At 69.4% G+C, this 19,311-nt stretch carries 21 protein-coding genes; 7 read left to right on the top strand and 14 right to left on the bottom strand.

What is annotated here, in order from left to right:
• Positions 1-92 precede the first annotated feature (92 nt).
• The 3 genes from D571_RS0110105 to D571_RS0110095 are packed head-to-tail and all read left to right on the top strand — an operon-like array spanning position 93 to position 4,086.
• The gene (locus D571_RS0110105; RefSeq protein WP_018936569.1) at positions 93-1,007 is read left to right on the top strand and encodes a MoxR family ATPase; all 915 of its coding nucleotides are present in this window, start codon (positions 93-95) and stop codon (positions 1,005-1,007) included.
• Positions 989-2,014, top strand: a complete 1,026-nt coding sequence (locus tag D571_RS0110100) for a DUF58 domain-containing protein (RefSeq protein WP_018936568.1) — start codon at positions 989-991, stop codon at positions 2,012-2,014. Before D571_RS0110105 ends, D571_RS0110100 begins: the two co-directional genes overlap by 19 nt.
• Positions 2,011-4,086: a DUF3488 and transglutaminase-like domain-containing protein gene (locus tag D571_RS0110095; RefSeq protein ID WP_018936567.1), complete on the top strand. Its 2,076-nt coding sequence runs from the start codon at positions 2,011-2,013 to the stop codon at positions 4,084-4,086. The genes D571_RS0110100 and D571_RS0110095 overlap by 4 nt, the downstream gene beginning before the upstream one ends.
• A gap of 6 nt (positions 4,087-4,092) precedes the next feature.
• Here the strand turns inward: D571_RS0110095 and D571_RS0110090 are convergent, their stop codons facing one another.
• Genes D571_RS0110090 through sdhC form a run of 6 tightly spaced genes read right to left on the bottom strand, consistent with a single transcriptional unit; the run spans position 4,093 to position 8,457 of the window.
• On the bottom strand, positions 4,093-5,058 hold the full coding sequence (locus D571_RS0110090) for a NifU family protein (RefSeq protein WP_018936566.1): 966 nt from the start codon (positions 5,056-5,058) through the stop codon (positions 4,093-4,095).
• Complete coding sequence (locus D571_RS0110085; RefSeq protein WP_018936565.1) at positions 5,012-5,224, bottom strand: succinate dehydrogenase assembly factor 2; 213 nt, start codon at positions 5,222-5,224, stop codon at positions 5,012-5,014. The genes D571_RS0110090 and D571_RS0110085 overlap by 47 nt, the downstream gene beginning before the upstream one ends.
• Positions 5,225-5,265: 41 nt before the next feature.
• Positions 5,266-5,967: a succinate dehydrogenase iron-sulfur subunit gene (locus tag D571_RS0110080; protein ID WP_018936564.1), complete on the bottom strand. Its 702-nt coding sequence runs from the start codon at positions 5,965-5,967 to the stop codon at positions 5,266-5,268.
• Positions 5,967-7,742, bottom strand: a complete 1,776-nt coding sequence (gene sdhA / locus D571_RS0110075) for a succinate dehydrogenase flavoprotein subunit (protein ID WP_018936563.1) — start codon at positions 7,740-7,742, stop codon at positions 5,967-5,969. The genes D571_RS0110080 and sdhA overlap by 1 nt, the downstream gene beginning before the upstream one ends.
• On the bottom strand, positions 7,739-8,077 hold the full coding sequence (gene sdhD / locus D571_RS0110070) for a succinate dehydrogenase, hydrophobic membrane anchor protein (RefSeq protein ID WP_018936562.1): 339 nt from the start codon (positions 8,075-8,077) through the stop codon (positions 7,739-7,741). Before sdhD ends, sdhA begins: the two co-directional genes overlap by 4 nt.
• Positions 8,074-8,457 (bottom strand): succinate dehydrogenase, cytochrome b556 subunit, encoded by a 384-nt coding sequence (gene sdhC / locus D571_RS0110065; protein WP_018936561.1) that lies wholly within the window; start codon positions 8,455-8,457, stop codon positions 8,074-8,076. The genes sdhD and sdhC overlap by 4 nt, the downstream gene beginning before the upstream one ends.
• A gap of 111 nt (positions 8,458-8,568) precedes the next feature.
• Between sdhC and D571_RS0110060 the strand changes: the two genes are divergently transcribed.
• Both D571_RS0110060 and D571_RS14450 read left to right on the top strand, forming a co-directional pair.
• Entirely contained in the window at positions 8,569-9,615 is a 1,047-nt protein-coding gene (locus D571_RS0110060) for a folate-binding protein YgfZ (protein WP_018936560.1), read from the top strand.
• Positions 9,616-9,618: 3 nt separating this feature from the next.
• The gene (locus D571_RS14450; RefSeq protein WP_018936559.1) at positions 9,619-9,783 is read left to right on the top strand and encodes a hypothetical protein; all 165 of its coding nucleotides are present in this window, start codon (positions 9,619-9,621) and stop codon (positions 9,781-9,783) included.
• Positions 9,784-9,829: 46 nt separating this feature from the next.
• On the opposite strand, the gene lysS is transcribed toward D571_RS14450, so the two are convergent.
• The 3 genes from lysS to D571_RS0110040 all read right to left on the bottom strand — a co-directional run bounded on the left by lysS (position 9,830) and on the right by D571_RS0110040 (position 13,477).
• On the bottom strand, positions 9,830-11,323 hold the full coding sequence (gene lysS / locus D571_RS0110050; protein ID WP_018936558.1) for a lysine--tRNA ligase: 1,494 nt from the start codon (positions 11,321-11,323) through the stop codon (positions 9,830-9,832).
• A 17-nt stretch (positions 11,324-11,340) separates the two neighbouring features.
• Positions 11,341-12,439 (bottom strand): peptide chain release factor 2 gene (gene prfB / locus D571_RS0110045; protein WP_156815773.1). Its coding sequence is split into 2 segments (ribosomal slippage): positions 11,341-12,366 and positions 12,368-12,439, totalling 1,098 coding nucleotides; the frame shifts between segments, so codons are not numbered across the junction.
• A 72-nt stretch (positions 12,440-12,511) separates the two neighbouring features.
• Positions 12,512-13,477, bottom strand: coding sequence for a hypothetical protein (locus D571_RS0110040; protein ID WP_018936556.1), 966 nt, complete (start codon positions 13,475-13,477; stop codon positions 12,512-12,514).
• 285 nt (positions 13,478-13,762) lie between these two features.
• Here D571_RS0110040 and D571_RS0110035 point away from each other — a divergent pair, with 285 nt between their 5' ends.
• Positions 13,763-15,229, top strand: a complete 1,467-nt coding sequence (locus D571_RS0110035; protein WP_232196963.1) for a DUF255 domain-containing protein — start codon at positions 13,763-13,765, stop codon at positions 15,227-15,229.
• A 33-nt stretch (positions 15,230-15,262) separates the two neighbouring features.
• On the opposite strand, the gene D571_RS0110030 is transcribed toward D571_RS0110035, so the two are convergent.
• Genes D571_RS0110030 through D571_RS0110020 form a run of 3 tightly spaced genes read right to left on the bottom strand, consistent with a single transcriptional unit; the run spans position 15,263 to position 17,209 of the window.
• The gene (locus D571_RS0110030; protein ID WP_018936554.1) at positions 15,263-15,490 is read right to left on the bottom strand and encodes a hypothetical protein; all 228 of its coding nucleotides are present in this window, start codon (positions 15,488-15,490) and stop codon (positions 15,263-15,265) included.
• Entirely contained in the window at positions 15,487-16,353 is an 867-nt protein-coding gene (locus D571_RS0110025) for a type III pantothenate kinase (RefSeq protein ID WP_038047039.1), read from the bottom strand. Before D571_RS0110025 ends, D571_RS0110030 begins: the two co-directional genes overlap by 4 nt.
• Entirely contained in the window at positions 16,346-17,209 is an 864-nt protein-coding gene (locus tag D571_RS0110020; protein ID WP_018936552.1) for a biotin--[acetyl-CoA-carboxylase] ligase, read from the bottom strand. Before D571_RS0110020 ends, D571_RS0110025 begins: the two co-directional genes overlap by 8 nt.
• 366 nt (positions 17,210-17,575) lie before the next feature.
• Between D571_RS0110020 and D571_RS0110015 the strand changes: the two genes are divergently transcribed.
• Positions 17,576-18,325 (top strand): lytic transglycosylase domain-containing protein, encoded by a 750-nt coding sequence (locus D571_RS0110015; RefSeq protein WP_018936551.1) that lies wholly within the window; start codon positions 17,576-17,578, stop codon positions 18,323-18,325.
• 16 nt (positions 18,326-18,341) lie between these two features.
• Here D571_RS0110015 and D571_RS0110010 read toward each other — a convergent pair whose 3' ends face one another.
• Positions 18,342-18,656 (bottom strand): putative signal transducing protein, encoded by a 315-nt coding sequence (locus tag D571_RS0110010; protein ID WP_018936550.1) that lies wholly within the window; start codon positions 18,654-18,656, stop codon positions 18,342-18,344.
• 12 nt (positions 18,657-18,668) lie between these two features.
• A complete protein-coding gene (locus D571_RS0110005) occupies positions 18,669-19,292 on the bottom strand; it encodes a hypothetical protein (protein WP_018936549.1) in 624 nt (207 codons plus the stop codon).
• Between the last annotated feature and the right edge of the window lie 19 nt (positions 19,293-19,311).

Below are 19,311 nucleotides of genomic sequence, written 5' to 3'. Positions count from 1 at the left end.
CCGTGCAACCGGGGCGGGGACACTCCATAAATGAACGGGAACCTTCCGCCCGCCACATACTCTGCAGACCCAACACGAAACCCGAGAACGCCATGACAACGGGAACGGATGCCCTGCAAAGGGTAGAACAGGCCCTCAACCGGATCCTACTCGGCAAGCCGCGGGCGATCCGCCTGGCGCTGACCTGCCTGCTGGCCAACGGCCACCTGCTGATCGAGGATCTGCCGGGGGTCGGCAAGACCACGCTGGCGCATGCCCTGGCGCGGGCGATGAACCTCGACTACCGGCGCGTGCAGTTCACCAGCGACCTGCTCCCCGGCGACGTACTGGGGGTGTCCGTGTTCGAACAGGGCAGCGGCGAGTTCCGTTTCCACCCCGGGCCGATCTTCACCCAGGTACTGCTGGCCGACGAGGTCAACCGCGCCCCTCCGAAGACCCAGAGCGCGCTGCTGGAGGCCATGGAGGAGCGCCAGGCCAGCGTGGAAGGCGCGACCCGTGACCTGCCGGAGCCGTTCTTCGTGATCGCCACGCAGAACCCCGAGGAACAGGTGGGCACCCACCCGCTGCCGGAATCGCAGATGGACCGCTTCCTGATGCGCATCGAACTGGGTTACCCCGACCCGCGGGCCGAACGCGACCTGCTGGAACGCCGCGGCGACACCGGGCACCCGGCGCCGGAGACGATGGCAACCCCGGAACAGCTGGCCGAGTGGCAGGCCGCGGTGGACGCGGTGCATGCCGACCCCAAGGTCCTCGACTATCTCCAGGAACTGATCAGTGCCAGCCGCGACACCGCGCGCTTCGCCCACGGCCTGTCGCCACGCGCCGGCATGGGCCTGCTGCGCGCGGCGCGGGCGCACGCGTTTCTCGATGGCCGCGACTACATCACCCCCGACGACATCGCCCGGATCCTGCCGGCGGTGGCCGGCCACCGCGTCCGCGCGCGCGACCCGCAGGATCCCGCCCGCACCGTGGAGGCCCTGCTGGAATGCGTACCCAGTCGCTGAACCGGCGCGACCGCCTGCGCGGCGCCTGGCAGCGCCTGCGGGACGACGCGATCCGCTGGATCAACCGCCGCCACGCCCATGATGGCGATCACGCACGCCTCGGCCGCGACCGCATCTACATCCTGCCGACCCGGGCCGGCTACACCCTGCTGGGCATCATCCTGATCATGCTGCTGGGGTCGATCAATTACGCCAACAACATGGCGTTCCTGCTGACCTTCCTGCTGGCCGGCATCGGCCACAACGCGATCTGGTACACCCATCGCAACCTGCTGGGACTGGAGATACGCCCGTTGCCGGTGGACCCGATGTTCGCCGGGACGCCGGGGGAGGCCCGGCTGCGCATTGCGGAAACCGACGGTCGTGCGCGCGAAGCGGTCTACGCGCGGATCGGCGGACATGCCGGTGCCCCCGTAGCAATCCCGGCCGGCGGCCACGCCGATGCGCGCATCCCGCTGCCGGCCCTGCCGCGCGGGGTCTACCACCTGCCGCGCCAGCGCGTGGACACCCGCTTCCCGCTGGGCGTACTGGAGGCCTGGAGCTGGCTCAATCTGGACACCGAGATCCTGGTCTACCCGCGACCGCTGGACCCGGGGCACACGGCCAGCGGCCAGGACGACGGGGACCAGGAGACCGGGGCCCGCGGACGTTCCGAGGAACCACCCGACCACATCCGTCCCTACCGGCCCGGCGACCCGCCCGGGCGCATCATCTGGAAGGCCTTCGCCCGCAGCGGCAAGCTGCACGTGCGCGAGAGCCCCGGCGGCGTGCAGAACGATGTCTGGCTGGATTACGACGCCCTGCCCCATGGCGACACCGAAACCCGCCTGTCGATGCTCTGCCACCAGGTCCTGGAGGCCCATGCGCAGGAACGCACCTGGGGCCTGCGTCTGCCGGGCCGGCACATCGACCCGGCTCAGGGGCCGGAACACCGCGATCACTGCCTGCAGACGCTGGCCCGCTTCCGCACGCAACCGGTACCGCTGCCGTCGGAGGTCACGGCGTGACGGACGGCTGGCTCACCCGCCCCGCGCCGCCGCCCGGCGAACTGCGCGGGCTGGGCATCGCGCTGATCGCGCTGCCGGTGGCCGCGCTGCCGCATGCCTGGTACCAGCCCGCCTGGGTCACGCTGCTGATGGCGCTGGCAGTGCTGCTGCGCGCCTGGGTGCACTGGCGCGGGACGCGCGCGCCCTCGCTGTGGGTGATGAGCGTGCTGGCCGTTGGAGCGGGTGCTCTGACTCTGGGGCACTACGGCACGCTGTTCGGTCAGGAGGCCGGCAGCGCCCTGCTGCTGGTGATGATCGCCCTGAAACTGCTGGAGGCCCGCAACCGGCGCGACGTAGTCATCGCACTGTTCCTCGGCTATTTCGTGATCGTCACCACGTATTTCTTCGACCAGGCCTTCTGGATCGGACTGTGGTCGCTGCTGGGGGCGCTGCTGCTGACGGCGGCCCTGGTGCAGCTGCACGCCGCCCGCCCGCTGTCGCCGCAGTTTCTCGCCCGCCGCGCCGGAGCCATGCTGGTGCATGCCCTGCCGTTCATGATCATCCTGTTCATCGTGTTCCCGCGCATCGAAGGGCCGCTGTGGGGCGATCGCGAGGACCGGGACGACACCGCGCGGACCGGGCTGTCCGACGAGATGAACCCCGGCGACATCGCCGAACTGCTGCAGGACGAATCGGTCTCCGCGCGGGTCGAGTTCGACGGCGACGTCCCGCCGCCGCGCCAGCAGTACTGGCGCAGCATGGTGATGACGGATTTCGACGGGCGCCAGTGGCGGGCCGACCGCGACGGTTCCGCCATCGACGTGCCGGAGACCGACGGCGACACCGTGGCCTACACCGTGACCCTCGAGCCGACCCGGGCACGCTACCTGCCGGTGCTGGATTACCCGGCCGAACTGCCCGACGACGCCGTGCTGCGGGACAACCATCAGGTGATTCGCGAAGAGCGTGTGACCTCGCGCATCCAGTACTCCGCCGCGGCGGATCTGTCGGCCCATCCGGGCAGCGAGGAAAACACCCCGGAACTGGATTCCGAGACCCGCGAGCGTGCGCTGGCGCTGCCCCCGGACACCGCGCCAGAGGCACGTACCCAGGCACAGCTCTGGGCGGCCTCCCACGACGATCCGCGCGCCATCGTCGAAGCCGCGCTGACGCGCTTCTCCGGCGAGCCCTATCGCTACACCCTGCAGCCACCGGTTCCCGACGGTGACCCCACCGATGCCTTCCTGTTCGAGACCCATGCCGGGTACTGCGAGCACTACGCCTCGGCCTTCGCGGTGCTGATGCGCGCGGCGGGCATCCCCGCCCGCGTGGTGGTGGGGTATCTCGGCGGCGAATGGCGCGACCGCGGCGACTACCTGCGTCTGCGCAACGCCGATGCGCACGCCTGGAACGAGGTCTGGATCGAGGGTCATGGCTGGATGCGGGTCGACCCAACCGGCGCGATCGCTCCGGAACGCATCGAACAGGGCCTGCAGGGCCTGTCGCCCTCGGAGGGCGAACAACGCCCGGCGTTTCTCGACCGCGAAGGGCTGCCCTGGCTGCAGCAGTTACGCTTCGAACTGCAGGACTGGCGGGAATTCATCGGGTTCCGCTGGGAGACCTGGGTGCTGGCCTTTACCCCGGAACGCCAGCGGGAGCTGTTCGAGCGCTTCGGCCTCGATCCGCGGGACTGGCGCAGCGTGCTGATCGCGCTGGGGGTCAGCTTCGGCACCCTGGCCGCCGGGGTCGCGCTGTGGATGCTGCTGCGCGGCCGCGAACGCCGCGATCCGGCACAGCGCGCCCTGCTGCGCCTGTCGCGCCGCCTGCGTCGCGCGGGCCTGGCGCATGCTGCGCACGAGAGCGTGGATGCCTGGGTACGGCGCGTGGCCGCGGCACGGCCGCAGGACCAGGAGGCCCTGGAGGACTTTGCCCGGCACTACAACGCCCTGCGCTTCGCGCCGCTGGACGAGACCGGCCGGCGCCACCACCGCCAGGCGCTGAAAGCCGCCGTTGCGCGCATCCCGCGCCGCCCGGATACCGGCACGGGCGCTGCGCCCGCTGCAGCTGCATCCGCCGCAGCCGGCGACCGCTGACGGTCTTCAGAAGGTGTTGGCGACCGACGCCACGCCCGGGGCGCGCGAGCGCACCAGGCGTTCGACCACGTTCTTCAGGTCCAGGGTGGAACGCGGGCAGCCAACGCAGGCGCCCTTCAGACGCACGCGCACCGTGCGCCCGTCCAGTTCGACGAACTCGATATCGCCGCCGTCCTGCATCAGGATGCGCCGCGCCTCCTCGATGGCCGCGCGCACCGCGTCCTCGTCGATCGGGCCGTCGGCCGGCACGTCGGCCTGTTCCCGCTCCGCGTGGGTCTGGGCCCGGTCGAGCCGCAGCGCCAGCTCGGGGTCGAGCTCCTCGATCGCGTCCAGTTCCTCCTCGCTGTAGACGTGATCGGGGTCGTCGCTCAGCAGGTGCGACACGTCCACCATGACCTGTGCGTTGTCGGGACGCGTTGGGTCTCCCGCCATGATCCGGCCTCCGCTTGCTCGCAGTGCGCCAAGTATAGCAACGCCGCGCGCGATCACGTCGCGAGGCCTCACCGGCTCCCCGGATTCCGCCGGACCCGGCGCGGGCCAGCGCAGCCGCATGCGCAGACGCCGCAGGTCTTCCGCATCCATCCGCCCCGGGTACAGCCATAGGGTCAGCGGCCGCCCGCCAGCCGCAGGACGGCAGCGCAGCAGCACCCGGCACGCGAACACCCGGGTGTCCGGCAGGATCTCGATATCGTGGATGCGTTCCTGGCGCAGTCCGTCGGCGGTAGCCAGCCACCAGCGCCCGTGTGCGGTGCAGCCCAGCCAGTCGAAGCGCGGTTGCGGCCGGTAACGGCCCCAACCGAGCGCGATGGCGATCAGCAGCAACACCAACGGCCCGGTCCACCACTCGGCATGGATCAGCGCATACGCCAGCACGGCCCCGCCCAGCAGGTACTGCCCGGCCGCGATCGCCCGTTCGAGCCGTGGATCAGGGTGCAGGCGCAGCCGCAGCGGCGGCGCGGATGAGCGGCACAAGCCGGGCTATCCCGGCATCCGCGGTTGTCTGGCGACCCATGACCACCGCGAACAGGACGTTGTCCGGATAATCCAGCAGCCGATCAAAGGCATCACGACCCTCCTGGTCCAGTTGCGCATATCCGTGCGCGAGGAACTGCCCGAGCAGCCAGTCGTTCTCCAGCATGCCCCGACGGCAGCGCCAGCGAATGCGGCTGTCGGGTTCCGTCACAGCGAACGCTTGAGCATGGTGCGGCGAATGTCGCTGATCGCCTTCGCCGGGTTGAGGCCCTTCGGGCACACCTGCGTGCAGTTCATGATGGTGTGGCAGCGGTACAGCTTCCAGGCATCGTCCAGCCGGTCCAGCCGGTGCTCGGTGGCCTCGTCGCGGGTGTCCTTGATGAAGCGCGCCGCCTGCAGCAGCGCGGCGGGGCCTAGGAACTTGTCCGGGTTCCACCAGTACGACGGGCAGGCCGCCGAACAGCAGCCGCACAGGATGCACTCGTACAGCCCGTCCAGCTCGTCGCGGTCGGCCGGGTCCTGCTTGCGCTCCACCTCGGGCTCGGGGCTGTCGTTCACCAGCCAGGGCTCGGCGGCACGGTACTGGTCCCAGAAATTGGTCATGTCCACGATCAGGTCGCGGACCACCGGCATCCCCGGGAACGGACGCAGGGTCACCGGGGTGTCCAGCTCCTCCAGCGGGGTCACGCAGGCCAGCCCGTTGGTGCCGTTGATGTTCATGCCGTCCGAACCGCAGACCCCGTGCTGGCAGGAACGCCGGAAACCCAGCGAATCATCCTGCTCCTTCAGCAGCAGCAGGGCATCCAGCAGCATCATCCCCGGCTCCACCTGGTCGTCGGGCAGGGTGAAGGGCTGCATCTTCGGCAGCGTGTCGGTCTCCGGATTGAAGCGGTAGATCGAGAATTCCATCAGTACACGCGCTCCTTCGGCGGGAACGAGGCCACGGTATTGGGCTGAGTCCGCACCGGCTTGTAGTCGAGGCTGTCGTCCTCCAGCGAGTACAGGCTGTGACGCAGCCAGCGCTGATCGTCGCGTTCCGGGAAGTCGACGCGCGAATGCGCGCCGCGGCTTTCCTCGCGCCCCAGCGCGGAACGGATGGTGGCGATCGCGCAGTCCATCAGGTTCTCCAGCTCCATCGCCTCCACCCGCGCGGTGTTGAAGGTGGGCGTATGGTCATGGATCACCGCATGCTCCAGGCGCCGGCGCAGCTCGCGCACCTTCTCCACGCCCTCGCGCATCACCTCGTCGGTGCGGAACACCGAACAGTGGTCCTCCATCACCTTGCGCAGTTCGCGCTTGAGCCCGTCCACCGACTCGGTTTCGCCGGTGCCCGAATCCCGCCGGTCCCAGCGGGTCAGCCGCGCCATGGCCTGCTCCACTGCGGATTCGTACAGCGGACGGTGATAGCGGTTCTCCTCGAGGTATTCGAGGATGTGATTGGCCGCCGCGCGGCCGAACACCAGGATGTCCAGCAGCGAGTTGCCGCCCAGCCGGTTCGCCCCGTGGACCGACACGCAGGCCGCCTCGCCGGCCGCATACAGCCCCGGCACCGGGTCCTCGGGCGAGTCCTTGACCGGCGCGACCACCTGCCCGACGCGGTTGGTGGGGATCCCGCCCATGCTGTAGTGACAGGTCGGGAACACCGGGATCGGCGCGTCGATCGGGTCCACGTTGAGAAAGGTCTGGCTGGCCTCGCGGATGCCCGGCAGGCGCTGCATGATGGTGTCCGCGCCCAGATGACGCAGGTCGAGGAACACGTGATCGGCGTTGCGCCCGCAGCCGCGGCCCTCGCGCACCTCGGTGGCGATCGCGCGCGAGACCACGTCGCGCGAGGCCAGATCCTTCGCGTTCGGCGCATAGCGCTCCATGAAGCGCTCGCCGTCGGAATTGATCAGATAGCCGCCCTCGCCGCGCGCGCCCTCGGTGATCAGCATCCCGCGCCCGGCGATCCCGGTGGGATGGAACTGCACGAACTCCATGTCCTCCAGCGGGATCCCCGCGCGCAGGGCCATCGCCATGCCGTCGCCGGTGTTGATCAGCGCGTTGGTGGTGGTGCGGAACAGCTGTCCCGCCCCGCCGGTGGCGATCAGCGTGGTCTTGGCCTCGATCACGATCGGCTCGCCACTGAGGATCTCGAACGCCAGCACCCCCAGCACGTGGCCCTCGGCATCGCGCAGCAGGTCCACCGCGAAATATTCGTCGAAGAAATGGGTGCTCGCGCGCAGGTTCTGCTGGTACAGCGAGTGCAGGATCGCGTGGCCGGTGCGGTCGGCGGCGGCGCAGGTGCGCGCGGCCTGGTCCTGACCGAAGTTCTGGCTCTGCCCGCCGAACGCACGCTGGTAGATGTTGCCGTTGTCCAGGCGCGAGAACGGCACGCCGAAGTGGTCCAGCTCGTAGACCACCTTGGAGGCGGCGCGGCACATGTATTCGATCGCGTCCTGATCGCCGAGGTAGTCGGAGCCCTTCACCGTATCGAACATGTGCCAGTGCCAGGAATCCGGCAGCACGTTGGCCAGCGCGGCGTTCACCCCGCCCTGGGCCGCCACGGTGTGCGAGCGCGTGGGGAACACCTTGGACACCACGGCCACCTTGGCCTCGGCGTTGGACAGCTGCAGGGCCGCCCGCAGGCCGGCCCCGCCGGCCCCGATGATGAGGGCGTCGAACTTGCGCCGGGTCACGTTCATGAAAGCCATGCCTTGAACAGTATTGCGAAGGCCCACAGGCCGAGGATCAGCAGGCCGGTGGCCGACAGGATCAGCACCGTCAGGCGGATGCCGAAGGGATGGACGTAGTCCATGATCACGTCGCGCAGGCCGATCCAGGCGTGCAGCAGCAGGGCCACCACACCCAGTGCCGTCAGCAGGCCCACCAGCGGATGCCCGACAAAGGCCACCCAGCGGGCGTGATCGGCCGGCGCGAAGAAGATGAAGTAGCCCAGCATCAGCACGCTGTACACACCCAGATACACCGCGGTGATCCGCTGCAGCAGCCAGGCGCGCTGTCCGCTCAGGAGTCTCACAGCCACAGTCCTCCCCAGACGATCAGGGTGGCGACGATCCCCGCGATCAGAGCCTGGCGCGCGGTGCGCAGCGAGCCCTCGCGGTCCTCGCCGATCCCGAATTCCATCGCCAGATAGCGGATGCCGGCGAACAGGTGATGCAGCAGCCACCACAGGACCCCCAGCAGCACCAGCAGGCCCAGCGGATGGCCGACCCAGCCGGCCACGCGGGCGAAGCCGTCGGGACCCGAGAGCGAGAGCTGCAGCAGCCAGAGCAGGACCGGCAGGGCCAGGATCAGCAGTACGCCGGTGATGCGGTGCAGGATGGACACCACCGCGTTGAGCGGGAAGCGGATCCTGCGCAGATCCAGGAAGACGGGTCGAGCCGGCGGCCGGGCCATGGAACCTCTCGCGCGGATGGGCAATATAAGGGATCCTGACACCCGACACGCCGTTCGTCTACTATCTTGCCGCCAGTGAAATGCCGCCACCGTGGCCACAGGAGATGCGTGATGCGCGAAGACTGGAAGAAACACCTCGTCGATTCCGGCGCCGAATTCGAAGGCGACGACCTCGTCCACTACGGCAATCCGGAGCGCGAGCGGCGGGTCGCCGTCAATGGTGACGTGATCTGCGACCTGTCCCATCGCGGACTGCTGGAAGTCCGCGGGGCCGACGCCACCGAATTCCTGCAGGGACAGTTCGGCAACGACATCGCGCAGGTGGACGCCACCCACGCCCAGCTGTCCAGCTATTCCAGCCCCAAGGGCCGCGCCTACGCGGTGTTCCGGGTGCTGCCCACCCAGGACGGCTATCTGCTGGAGATGCCGGCGGACCGCGTGGAGCCGGTCGCCAAACGGCTGCAGATGTTCGTGCTGCGCTCCGACGTGATCATCGAACAGGCCGGCGACAGCCGCATCCACTTCGGCCTGTCCGGCCCGGATGCCGAACAGGAGCTGAAAAACGCCCTGGGCGCCTGCCCCGCGCAGATCCACGAGGTGCTGGAGAAGGACGGGGTCACCGCCATGCGCGTGCACGGCATGCACCCGCGGTTCGAGCTGTTCGGCGGGCTGGATGCGATGCGCCGGTTGTGGGACGCCCTCAACGTGCGCGGCGCCCCGGTGGGCCCGCACGAATGGCAGCTGCTGGACATCCTCGCCGGGATCCCGAGCGTGGTCGAGGCCACCACCGAGATGTTCGTGCCGCAGATGCTGAACCTGCACGCGCTGGGCGCGATCAGCTTCGAAAAGGGCTGCTATCCGGGACAGGAGGTGGTGGCGCGCATGCACTACCTGGGCAAGCTCAAGCGCCGCATGTTCCGCATCGCGATCCGGGCCGGCGAACGCCCGACCCCGGGCACGCCGCTGTTCCGCGCCGATGGCAGCCCGGACCAGTCCGACGGCGAACTGGTGGCCGCCGAACTGCATCCCGACGGCCAGTATTCCGCCCTGGCGGTGCTCAAGGTGGACGCAGCCGAGGCCGAACTGCGCTGCGGCGCCCCGGACGGCGCGCCGGTCACGCTGTGCGATCTCCCCTACGACGTTCCCGAAGGGGCCTGACGCATGCGCTTTCTGTTCTTCTTCTTCGTCCTGATCCTGCTCGCGCTGTGGGCGGCGTTCTTCAGCCGCCCCAACAACCCCACCCTGTCCAACTGGCTGTACGCCCTGGCCGGGGTGCTGGCAGTCCTGTTCCTGATCGGCTACCTGCGGCTCGACGGGGTGATATGACGACGGGGTGACTGACTGACGCCGCCCCGCCGGCGTCCGGGCCGGCTCAGCCGGCCTCCGGGCGCATGTGCGGAAACAGCAGGACGTCGCGGATGGAGCTGGAATCCGTCAGCAGCATCACCAGACGGTCGATGCCGATGCCCTCCCCGGCGGTGGGCGGCAGGCCGTGCTCCAGGGCGCGGATGAAGTCGGCGTCGAAGTGCATCGCCTCGTCGTCACCCGCTTCCTTCTCCGCGACCTGCTCGCGGAACCGCTCGGCCTGATCCTCGGCATCGTTGAGCTCGGAGAACCCGTTGGCGATCTCGCGCCCGCCGACGAACAGCTCGAAGCGGTCGGTGACGAACGGGTTGTCGTCGTTGCGCCGGGCCAGCGGCGAGACCTCGGTGGGATAGGCGGTGATGAACGTCGGATCGTGCAGCTGATTCTCGGCGGTCGCCTCGAACAGCTCGGTCCACAGCTTGCCAAGCCCGACCCCCGGCTTCACCTCGATACCCTTGCGCTCGCAGTGCGCGCGCACGCGTTCGATGTCGTCGAGGTCGGCATCCGCGATGTCGTCGTTATGGGCGAGGATCGCCTCGCGCACGGTCATGCGCGCAAACGGCCGGCCGAACTCGTAGGTCACGCCCTGGTATTCCACGGTGGTGGTCCCCAGCACGTGTTCGCACAGCCCGCGCAGCAGCGCCTCGGTGCGATCCATCAGCGCGTGGTGATCCACGAAGGCCTCGTAGAACTCCAGCATGGTGAACTCGGGGTTGTGCCGGGTGGACAGCCCCTCGTTGCGGAAATTGCGGTTGATCTCGAAGACCTTCTCGAACCCGCCCACCACCAGGCGCTTGAGGAACAGCTCCGGCGCCACGCGCAGGTACAGCGGCATGTCCAGCGCGTTGTGGTGGGTGACGAACGGGCGCGCCGCGGCCCCGCCCGGGATCACCTGCATCATCGGGGTCTCCACCTCGAGAAAGCCCGCATCCTCGAAGTAGTCGCGGATGAAGCGGAGGATCCGCGAGCGCCGCCGGAACAGCTCGCGCGATTCCGGGCTGGTGATCAGGTCCACGTAGCGCTGGCGATAGCGCGCCTCCTGGTCGGTCAGGCCGTGGAACTTCTCCGGCAGCGGCCGCAGGGCCTTGGTCAGCAGCCGGAACTCGCTCAGGTTGACGGTCAGCTCGCCGGTCTTCGTGCGGAACAGCGTGCCGCGCGCGCCGACGATGTCGCCCAGGTCCCACTGCTTGAACGCCGTGTACACCCCTTCCGGCAGGGCATCGCGCTGCACGAACAGCTGGATGTCGCCGCTCATGTCGCGCAGGCGCACGAAGCTGGCCTTGCCCATCACGCGCTTGCCGATCATGCGCCCGGCCACACGGACCTCGATGCCCTCGGCCTCCAGCGCCTCGCCGTCGGTCTCGCCGTGGGCCGCGTGCAGCTCCCCGGCCAGCGCGTCGCGGCGGAAATCATTGGGGAACGCCTGGCCATCGGCGCGCAGCGCGTCCAGCTTGGCGCGGCGCTGCGCGATCAGCTTGTTCTCGTCGGTGGTTTCGGTCATCGAGGGTTTCCCGGGGGTTACAGCCCACTCTTCAGGCTGGCTTCAATGAAGGGATCGAGGTTGCCGTCGAGCACGCCCTGGGTGTTGCCGATCTCCACGCTGGTGCGCAGATCCTTGATCCGCGACTGGTCGAGCACATAGGAACGGATCTGGCTGCCCCAGCCGATGTCGGCCTTGGTCTCTTCCGCCGCCTGTTTGGCCGCGTTCTGCTCCTGGATCTTCTGCTCGTACAGCTTGGCCCGCAGCTGATTCATCGCCATCTCGCGGTTCTTGTGCTGCGAGCGCCCGGCCTGACAGGCGGCCACGATGCCGGTGGGCTCGTGGGTGATGCGCACCGCCGAGTCGGTGGTGTTGACGTGCTGCCCGCCGGCCCCGGAGGAACGGTAGGTATCCACACGCAGATCCGAGGGATCGATCTCGATCTCGATGTTCTCGTCCACCTCGGGCGAGACGAACACCGACGCGAACGAGGTGTGGCGGCGGTTGCCGGAGTCGAACGGCGACTTGCGCACCAGGCGGTGCACGCCGGTCTCGGTGCGCAGCCAGCCGAAGGCGTAATCGCCTTCCACGCGCACCGTCGCACTCTTGATCCCCGCGGTCTCGCCCTCGGAGAGTTCGGTCACCTCGGTGCGAAAGCCCTTGCTCTCGGCCCAGCGCAGGTACATGCGCAGCAGCATGTTGGCCCAGTCCTGCGCCTCGGTGCCGCCGGAGCCGGCCTGGATGTCGACGTAGGCGTTGGCCTCGTCCATCTCGCCGGAGAACATGCGGCGGAATTCCAGCGCCTCGACCCGCGCGGTCAGACCGGCCACATCGGCCTCCACCGACGACACGGTCTCCGCGTCCTCGTCGGCCTCGGCCATCTCCAGCAGCTCGTAGCTGTCGTTCAGCGCATCCGTAATCTCGCGGATGTTGAGGACCACGCCCTCCAGCTGGGCGCGCTCCTTGTTCAGCGCCTGGGCCTTCTCGGGGTCGTTCCAGATGTCGGGGTTTTCTTCCAGCTCGCGCTGGACTTCTTCCAGCCGTTCTTCCTTGCCGGCATAGTCAAAGGTACCCCCTCAGGCCGTCGATGCGGCCTTGCAGGTCTTCGATCCGGCTGTACAGCGGACTCAGTTCCATGGTTCTTCCCCTGCGGAAAAAGCGAAGGAGTATATCAATCCGGGGCCGGCCGGTGGTATCCGGCCGCGACGCTCACAGTCCCGGCCAGGGCGCGCGACGGCGCCACAGCGCCCAGGTGTCACGTCCGCGCAGTACCCGGCGCGGTGCCTCGGACGGCGGCAGCAGCGGGTCCTCGATCTCCAGCCGGCGCATGCGGCCGAAGCGCAGGCCGGCGGCGCGCGGCGCCATCACCTCCAGCACCAGCGAGGTCAGCAGCTCCAGCATGCGCTCCGGCGTCGCCGGCCCCTGCAGCGCATCCATCACGATCACGTCGCCGCCGGCCGCCGGATCCGGCTCCCACTGCGCGCCGGCGCTTTCCGCCAGCCAGCGGCCGTGAATCCCGCCGCCGGCCACCCGCAGCGCCGGTGCGGTGGCCGGCGCCTCGCCCGGCGACCAGAACCACAGGCCCTGCACCGGCGCCTGCCCGTGTTCCGCGCGACGCTGGTTGACCGGGTGATCGAACCAGGCCATCTGGATGGCGTTGCCCAGCACCTGCAGGCTGCGGGCGGCCTCGCTGTCGAGCGATGAGGCCGGCATCGGCCGGCCCCAGCCGGCGGAAGGGCTGGCCGTGCCATCCGGGCCGGCCGCGGTCATGGTCAGCAGCCACAGTCCCTGCGGCGAGCGTTCCAGCCGCGCCCCGTGGGCCTCCAGCTCGGGCTCGGCCGCAGCCCAGAGGGCCTCGCGGTCCGCGTCATCGATGCCGTCCACCGGCTGCGCGGTCAGATCCTGCATCCCGGCATTCAGCGCCACCGGGCTGGCGAGCCACGTACGCGCGGAGGCCGCCGCATCCGGCGCAGGCGGACGATATCCAAGGGCCTGCGCCAGCACAGGCTCCCAGCCCGATGGCCGGTCGGAGGCGGTACCCTCGGGCGCCGGCCCGGGCTGCGAACGCGCCAGCAGCTGGCGCAGCAGGCGCAGGGCCAGCCCGCCGCCGGTAGCCGCGCGCGCGGCTACCAGTGCATCACGCAGTCCCGGGACCAGGATCCGCACCTCGCTCATGCCGGCCACCCCGGAACACCGCCGGGCCCGATTTCGTCAAACATGGAAAGACCTCCGTGACGGGAAACCGCATGGTAGCAGCTGCTCCGCCGTCGATGGAGAGACCATCCCGGCCCTGTCAGCGAGGCCTGTACGCGGGGTCTATATTCGAAGAAAACGTGCGCGCCCACGCGACAGGAAGGCATCATGTTCCGCATCTCAGGCCACCGCTGCGTTCACCGTCACCCGGGGGGGCTGCTGGCCACCCTGATCACCGCGGCGCTGTGGCTGCTGACCGCACCCGCGATGTCCGAGGACTATCCCGAGGGGTCGCAGATCGACTGGAACGAGTTCGATTCCGAGCTGTTCGAGGAGGCCGAGGAGCAGGGCCGGCCGCTGTTCTTCTACTTCCACGGCCAGTGGTGCACCTGGTGCATCGATTTCCAGAACGAATCGCTGGAAAACCCGATGGTGGTGGAACAGCTCAACGAGGAGTACGTCCCGATACTGGTGGATCTGGACCGCCGCGCCGATCTGTTCACCCGCTATGGCGGCCGCGGGCTGCCGTTCGTGGTCATCACCACCCCGGAAGACGACGTGATCTCCCGCTTCACCGGCCACATCCGCGCCGATTCCCTCTACCGGATCCTGGAAGAGCGTCAGCGGGTCGTGTCGGTCACCGGGCGCGAGGAGACCCCGGACGAGGAGCCCATCGACTCGATCGACGGCTTCCTCGACATGCTTGATCAGGTCTACGTCGCCGACGATGACCGGCTCAGCGGCAGCGGGCTGTTCGGGACCCTGAGCAAGCGCCCGCAGCCCTGGACCTACCATTTCCTGCTCACGCAGGAGGAATGGCAGGAACGCATGCCCGGCATGCTCGATCAGGTCGCCGATGACCTGTTCGACCCGGTGGACGGCGGTTTCTTCTTCTTCTTCGATTTCGACCAGCGCGACCCCGACCGGGCACTGGAGACCTCCAAGCGCCTGGACCAGAACGCGGCCTTCCTGTGGATGTTCGCCCGCGCCTGGGAAACCACCGGCAAGGAGCGCTACCGCGACATCGCCGAGGACATCGCCCGCTGGATGCGCGAGCAGATGTGGGACCCCGACCAGCGCCGCTTCGGCAACTCGCAGTACGCCGACAACGAGTACTACCGACTGGATCCCGAGGAGCGCGAAGCGACCGACCCGCCGCGGGTCGACCGTACGACCTTCGCCCACACCTCGGGCCAGGCGATCGCGGCACTGGCCGCCGGGGCGCGCATCTTCGAGGACGAGGATTGGCTGGAGCTGGCCAACACCGCACTGCGCGGGGTGGACGCCTATCTGGGCCTCCCTGCCGGCTTCCTGCACGCGGTGGATGCGGACGGCCGTCAGGAGATGGAGGGCTATCTGCCCGCGCAGATCTGGCCGGAGATCGCTCGCCAGGAGCTGCACAAGGCCGCCCGTGCGCTGGACCGCGACCCGGCCGACACCGCCGCCGCGAACCTCGACCCTCAGGGCCGGCTCGACCGTCTGGAAGCGTTCTTCGACGAGGACCTGAACGCCCACGCCGAACGGCTGGACGATGAACTCGATCCGTGGACCGAGGTCCCGACTCAGGCGGCGCTCGCCTGGTGGCTGCACTACCTGCCGGCGGAGGACGTCGCGGCCAGCCACGTCGACCCCGAAGCCGTCCGGACCCAGCTGCAGATACGGCCCGGCGCGGACCCGGACGATGTCGCGCTGGGCTTCTTCGCCCTGCAACGCGGCCTCCCCGGGGAGGAATGAGCCGTTCCGGATCCGGGCCTGTTCCGCCCGATCCTACTCCGGAACCGGCTCGGCGGGATCCGCCTCGTGTTCGCGCAGCCGTTCACGCAGTTCCTGCGCATCGGCACCGGTACGCACCTCCAGCACCTCGATCGAGCCGCCGCCCGCCTCGGGTGGCGGGGCATCCGCCCAGGGATCGGGATTGAGCTGCCCGTCCTGCCAGGCCCAGGCCAGATAGCCCAGGTTGGCCAGCAGCAGCGCGTAGATGGTCCAGCGCATCATGGATCGGTGTCCTCCCCCTCCCCGGTCTCCGGCAGCGCCAGACCGGCCAGCACCGCCAGCCCGTCCAGCACCGCTCCCCGGTCGTCCGTCACCGGGGCATCAAGATACGCCCGCAGCGCCGCGGCGTCGCCCCCTGCCAGGCGGCAGGCTACCGGCCCGGCCGTGTGCGCAGCCGCGCGCGCCTGCGTCACCACCGCGGCCACCCCGCCGGCCCAGGCCGTCGCCCAGCCCCGGTCGAGGGCCTCGGTGGTGTTGCGTCCGGGATCCGTGACCGGCCAGGGGTCGAAACCCTCGCCCGGCGCCAGCGGGGCCACACGGTCGCTCAACAGCCGCTGCATCCGCTCCCGGGCCATGTACAGCCCCGGCAGGATATAGCCGCCGGCATGCACGCCGTCGGCCCGCAGCACGTCCACCGTCACCGCGGTTCCCGCGTCCACCAGCACCACCGGCCGCCCCGGGCAGCGTGCGCGCGCCGCCAGCAGGGCACAGTAGCGGTCCACGCCGAGCTGCCCGTCGGCATAGGCCGAACGCAACGCGCCGCTCTCCGGCCCGAACGTCCCCTCGGCGTCCGTACCGTCCGGCGCCGGCACCAGCTGCGGCGCGACCTCGCGCACCTCCAGTCCGGGCCAGGCGGTAGCCAGCGCCTCGCGCAACCGCTGCGAACGCTCCGGCGCCCCGACCCGCGCCAGCCACGCGCCGGCCGGCACACGGGGCACGTCCTGGACCATGCGCGCGACCCCGGTCGCGATCCCGGCCTCGGCCCCGCGCGCACGTTCATGTCCGTCGGCATCGCGCAGCGACCATTTCAGGCGACTGCTGCCGAGATCCAGCAGCAAGTACAGGTCCGGCGTCCTCTCAGCCATCGTCTCGTCCACGCAGCCGGACCTCGCCCGAATGCAGCGCGCGCTCCGGCCCGCCGTCCTCCGGACGCACCCGCAGGGTCCCGGACACGGGATCGATGCCCAGGGCGTGAAAACCCTGGCCGCTCTCCATGCATTCCACCGCCCGCCCCGCCAGCCGGTCCACCGCTGGCAGGCGGGCGGCGAGATCGGACGGCCCGCCTGCCATCACCCGGACATGCACCCGCATCAGGCGGGCCGCCACCAGGGCGGCCAGCTCCAGCCAGTCCGGCGGGGGCTCCGGGCGCAGTGCGGAGAGATCGGTGACCGCACGCTCCAGCCCCAGCCGTGCCGCACCGGCCCGATTGATTCCGACACCGACTACCAGGCGCCCGCGCGGACCGCCCGGGCCACCCGGCGCACGCTGCTCAACCAGGATCCCGCCCAGCTTGGCGCCGTCGGCGACCAGATCGTTGGGCCACTTGAGCCCCACCTGCCGGTAGCCCAGCTCGCGGAGCGCCTCGCTCAGCTCGAGGCCCGCCACCACCGGCCAGCGTGGCGGCACCCGCTGCCCCGGTTTCAGGGGCCATGCCACGGACAGCGCCAGACCGTCCCCGGGACGCAGCCGCCAGCTGCGCCCGCGCCTGCCGTGCCCGGCGGTCTGCTCGTGCGCCACGCAGACCCGCCCCGGGGCCGGCAAATCGTCGTCGGCGACGGCTTCCAGCAGGTGACGGCTGGTCGAGGCCAGACGCGCGAACACCTCGACGCGTGGCCCGGTATCGGGCCCGGCCGGGTCGGCTGCGAGCCGATCCCGCAACAGGCCTTCCAGCAGCGGGGTTTCCGGCGCCATAATGTCGGCAGTCGAGGGAAGCGCGGTCATGGGAAACACTGCTCAATCTACACGTTCGCGCTCGAGTCGCTTTTGCGTGCGAACAAGGCGCGGTGACCACGGTGCAGTCATTCTGCACAAGGGAGCCGCAACGCCGGGCACGCTCAAAAGCGGCCGAGCCCCTTCGGGGTTGGCGCCCCGGGTTCCCCGATCCGGCGTTGCGCCGCTTGCGGGTAGAACCACTACCCGCTGCACGACGCGCGTTGTCTCGGAAAACCCGGGGCACCAACGCGAACGTGTATATTGAACAGTGTTTCCCATAGGGATCGTCGCATCGACGGGAGAGTCGTCTTGAACACGGGCCATCATGTTACGAGGTTCCGGCCGGGCCTGTCCGCCCTGCTCGCCGCCGCAGGCATGCTGGCCCTCGGCCTGGCACCGACCGTCCAGGCCGATTACTACACCTGGATCGGTGCCGACGGCTCCCGCGTGATCAGTGACGAACCCCCGGAACACGGCGACTACGAGGCCGTTCCCAACCCCTCGGGTTCCTCCGGCGGCTCGGGTTCGGCCTCCGCCGGCGGTCACGACGATGGCTGGTCCCCGACCGAGATCTTCGTATTCGAGGGCCCCGACGGCGAACGCCTGGTCACCAACCTGCGCAACCAGGGTCCGGGCATGGAACTCGTCGCGCAGTACGGCCGGCCACCGGCGCGCGCCCGCTGCGGCCGCCATGCGGAACGAGCGCTGGCCAGCGGCGGCGGAGAATACGCCGACATCATCCGCGATGCGGCCGCCCGCGAGGGCGTGGACCGCGATCTGGTGCTGTCGGTGATCCATGTCGAGTCGTGCTTCGATGCCGAGGCGGTATCACGCGTGGGCGCCCGGGGCCTGATGCAGCTGATGCCCGGCACCGCCGAGGAGCTGGGGGTCAGCGACCGCTTCGACCCGGTGCAGAACATCCGCGGCGGCGTGCGCTACCTCGCCGCCATGCTCGACCTGTTCGACGGGGATCTGGACCTGGCGCTGGCCGCCTACAACGCCGGACCGGGTGCAGTGGAACAGCACGGGGGCGTACCGCCGTACCCGGAGACGCAGGAATACCTGCGCCGCATCGGCAACCTGTACAACGGCTCCGATCCGCGCACGGCGATCGACGGGGGCTGAGGCCGCGATCGGCGGGTCAGCGCCGCTCGCGGCCGCAGTTCCAGCACTGGGTGAACTGCGGCTCGATCCGCTCGCCGCAGCTCGGGCAGGTCCATTCGGTGGCATCGCCCACCGGGTCACCCTCGAGGTATTCCTTCACCATTTCCCGCGCCTCGGTGGCCTGCTCCTCGTGGACCACCACGATACGCGCCCAGCACTCGTTGGGCGGGATTTCTCCGGAGGCGCCGTAGAGCCCGGCCTGATGCACATGGGCAGGGATACCCGCATCGTTGAGCATGCCGCCGATGAACTCGGCCATCACCGGATCGGCGTTGTGATAGACGGTCTTCATGCCAGTCCGGCGCTACTGGACCGTCCCCTCGTTGGCAGCCTGGAAATACTCCATGGCCTTCTGGATAGCATACATCGGGCCGTCCTCCATCGCCTCGCGGGTATGCGGCAGCTGGATGTCCGCGTGGTACTTGCGCAGCGCCAGCACATGGATCGGCAGTTCGCGGCCGAACTTGTCGTTGGCATAGTTGAAGTGCTGCGCCAGTCCCAGGACCAGATTCACCCGATCGGTCGCCTCCAGCGACTCGGGCGACACGGAAACCTCCGGCATCTGCCCGACCTGCCCGGTGACCTGCACCTCGATCACACGGTCGCCGTCCGCCGGCGCCGGGCGCTCCGCCTCGTCGGTCACGAGCTTCAGGTTCTCGGAGAGATCCAGATAACCCTTGTTCAGGATGTGCTGGTGCGGCTGGAACACCTTGCTGGACATGTTCACCGCCCACAGCTCGAGGATCTCCTTGAGTTCCTGTGCCGACCCGGTATCACCCAGCGCGAACAGCTGCTGAGCGTAAAGGATGTCCCACACCCAGACCTGCCCGTATTCGGGCAGCTCGTCGCCGGATTCGTCCACCGAGACCGTCTGCAGTTCGGGCTGCTCGGCGTCGGGGGCATGCAGGGTGAGGGTAAAGGTGGCCAAGGGGCTGCTCCAAATAAGG

The sequence above is a fragment of the Thioalkalivibrio sp. ALJ24 genome, assembly GCF_000377785.1.
Taxonomy (GTDB): Bacteria; Pseudomonadota; Gammaproteobacteria; order Ectothiorhodospirales; family Ectothiorhodospiraceae; genus Thioalkalivibrio.
The sequence above is the reverse complement of the archived record's forward strand: the minus strand, read 5'-3'. Positions and strand labels throughout refer to the sequence as shown.

Bases quoted from the DNA above. Each gene is read 5' to 3' on its own strand.
- D571_RS0110105 (WP_018936569.1), top strand. From the start codon at position 93: ATGACAACGGGAACGGATGCCCTGCAAAGGGTAGAACAGGCCCTCAAC.
- D571_RS0110100 (WP_018936568.1), top strand. From the start codon at position 989: ATGCGTACCCAGTCGCTGAACCGGCGCGACCGCCTGCGCGGCGCCTGG.
- D571_RS0110085 (WP_018936565.1), bottom strand. From the start codon at position 5,224: ATGCTGGAGAACGACTGGCTGCTCGGGCAGTTCCTCGCGCACGGATAT.
- D571_RS0110080 (WP_018936564.1), bottom strand. From the start codon at position 5,967: ATGGAATTCTCGATCTACCGCTTCAATCCGGAGACCGACACGCTGCCG.
- sdhA (WP_018936563.1), bottom strand. From the start codon at position 7,742: ATGAACGTGACCCGGCGCAAGTTCGACGCCCTCATCATCGGGGCCGGC.
- sdhC (WP_018936561.1), bottom strand. From the start codon at position 8,457: ATGGCCCGGCCGCCGGCTCGACCCGTCTTCCTGGATCTGCGCAGGATC.
- D571_RS0110060 (WP_018936560.1), top strand. From the start codon at position 8,569: ATGCGCGAAGACTGGAAGAAACACCTCGTCGATTCCGGCGCCGAATTC.
- D571_RS14450 (WP_018936559.1), top strand. From the start codon at position 9,619: ATGCGCTTTCTGTTCTTCTTCTTCGTCCTGATCCTGCTCGCGCTGTGG.
- lysS (WP_018936558.1), bottom strand. From the start codon at position 11,323: ATGACCGAAACCACCGACGAGAACAAGCTGATCGCGCAGCGCCGCGCC.
- D571_RS0110040 (WP_018936556.1), bottom strand. From the start codon at position 13,477: ATGAGCGAGGTGCGGATCCTGGTCCCGGGACTGCGTGATGCACTGGTA.
- D571_RS0110035 (WP_232196963.1), top strand. From the start codon at position 13,763: ATGTCCGAGGACTATCCCGAGGGGTCGCAGATCGACTGGAACGAGTTC.
- D571_RS0110030 (WP_018936554.1), bottom strand. From the start codon at position 15,490: ATGATGCGCTGGACCATCTACGCGCTGCTGCTGGCCAACCTGGGCTAT.
- D571_RS0110025 (WP_038047039.1), bottom strand. From the start codon at position 16,353: ATGGCTGAGAGGACGCCGGACCTGTACTTGCTGCTGGATCTCGGCAGC.
- D571_RS0110020 (WP_018936552.1), bottom strand. From the start codon at position 17,209: ATGACCGCGCTTCCCTCGACTGCCGACATTATGGCGCCGGAAACCCCG.
- D571_RS0110015 (WP_018936551.1), top strand. From the start codon at position 17,576: ATGCTGGCCCTCGGCCTGGCACCGACCGTCCAGGCCGATTACTACACC.
- D571_RS0110010 (WP_018936550.1), bottom strand. From the start codon at position 18,656: ATGAAGACCGTCTATCACAACGCCGATCCGGTGATGGCCGAGTTCATC.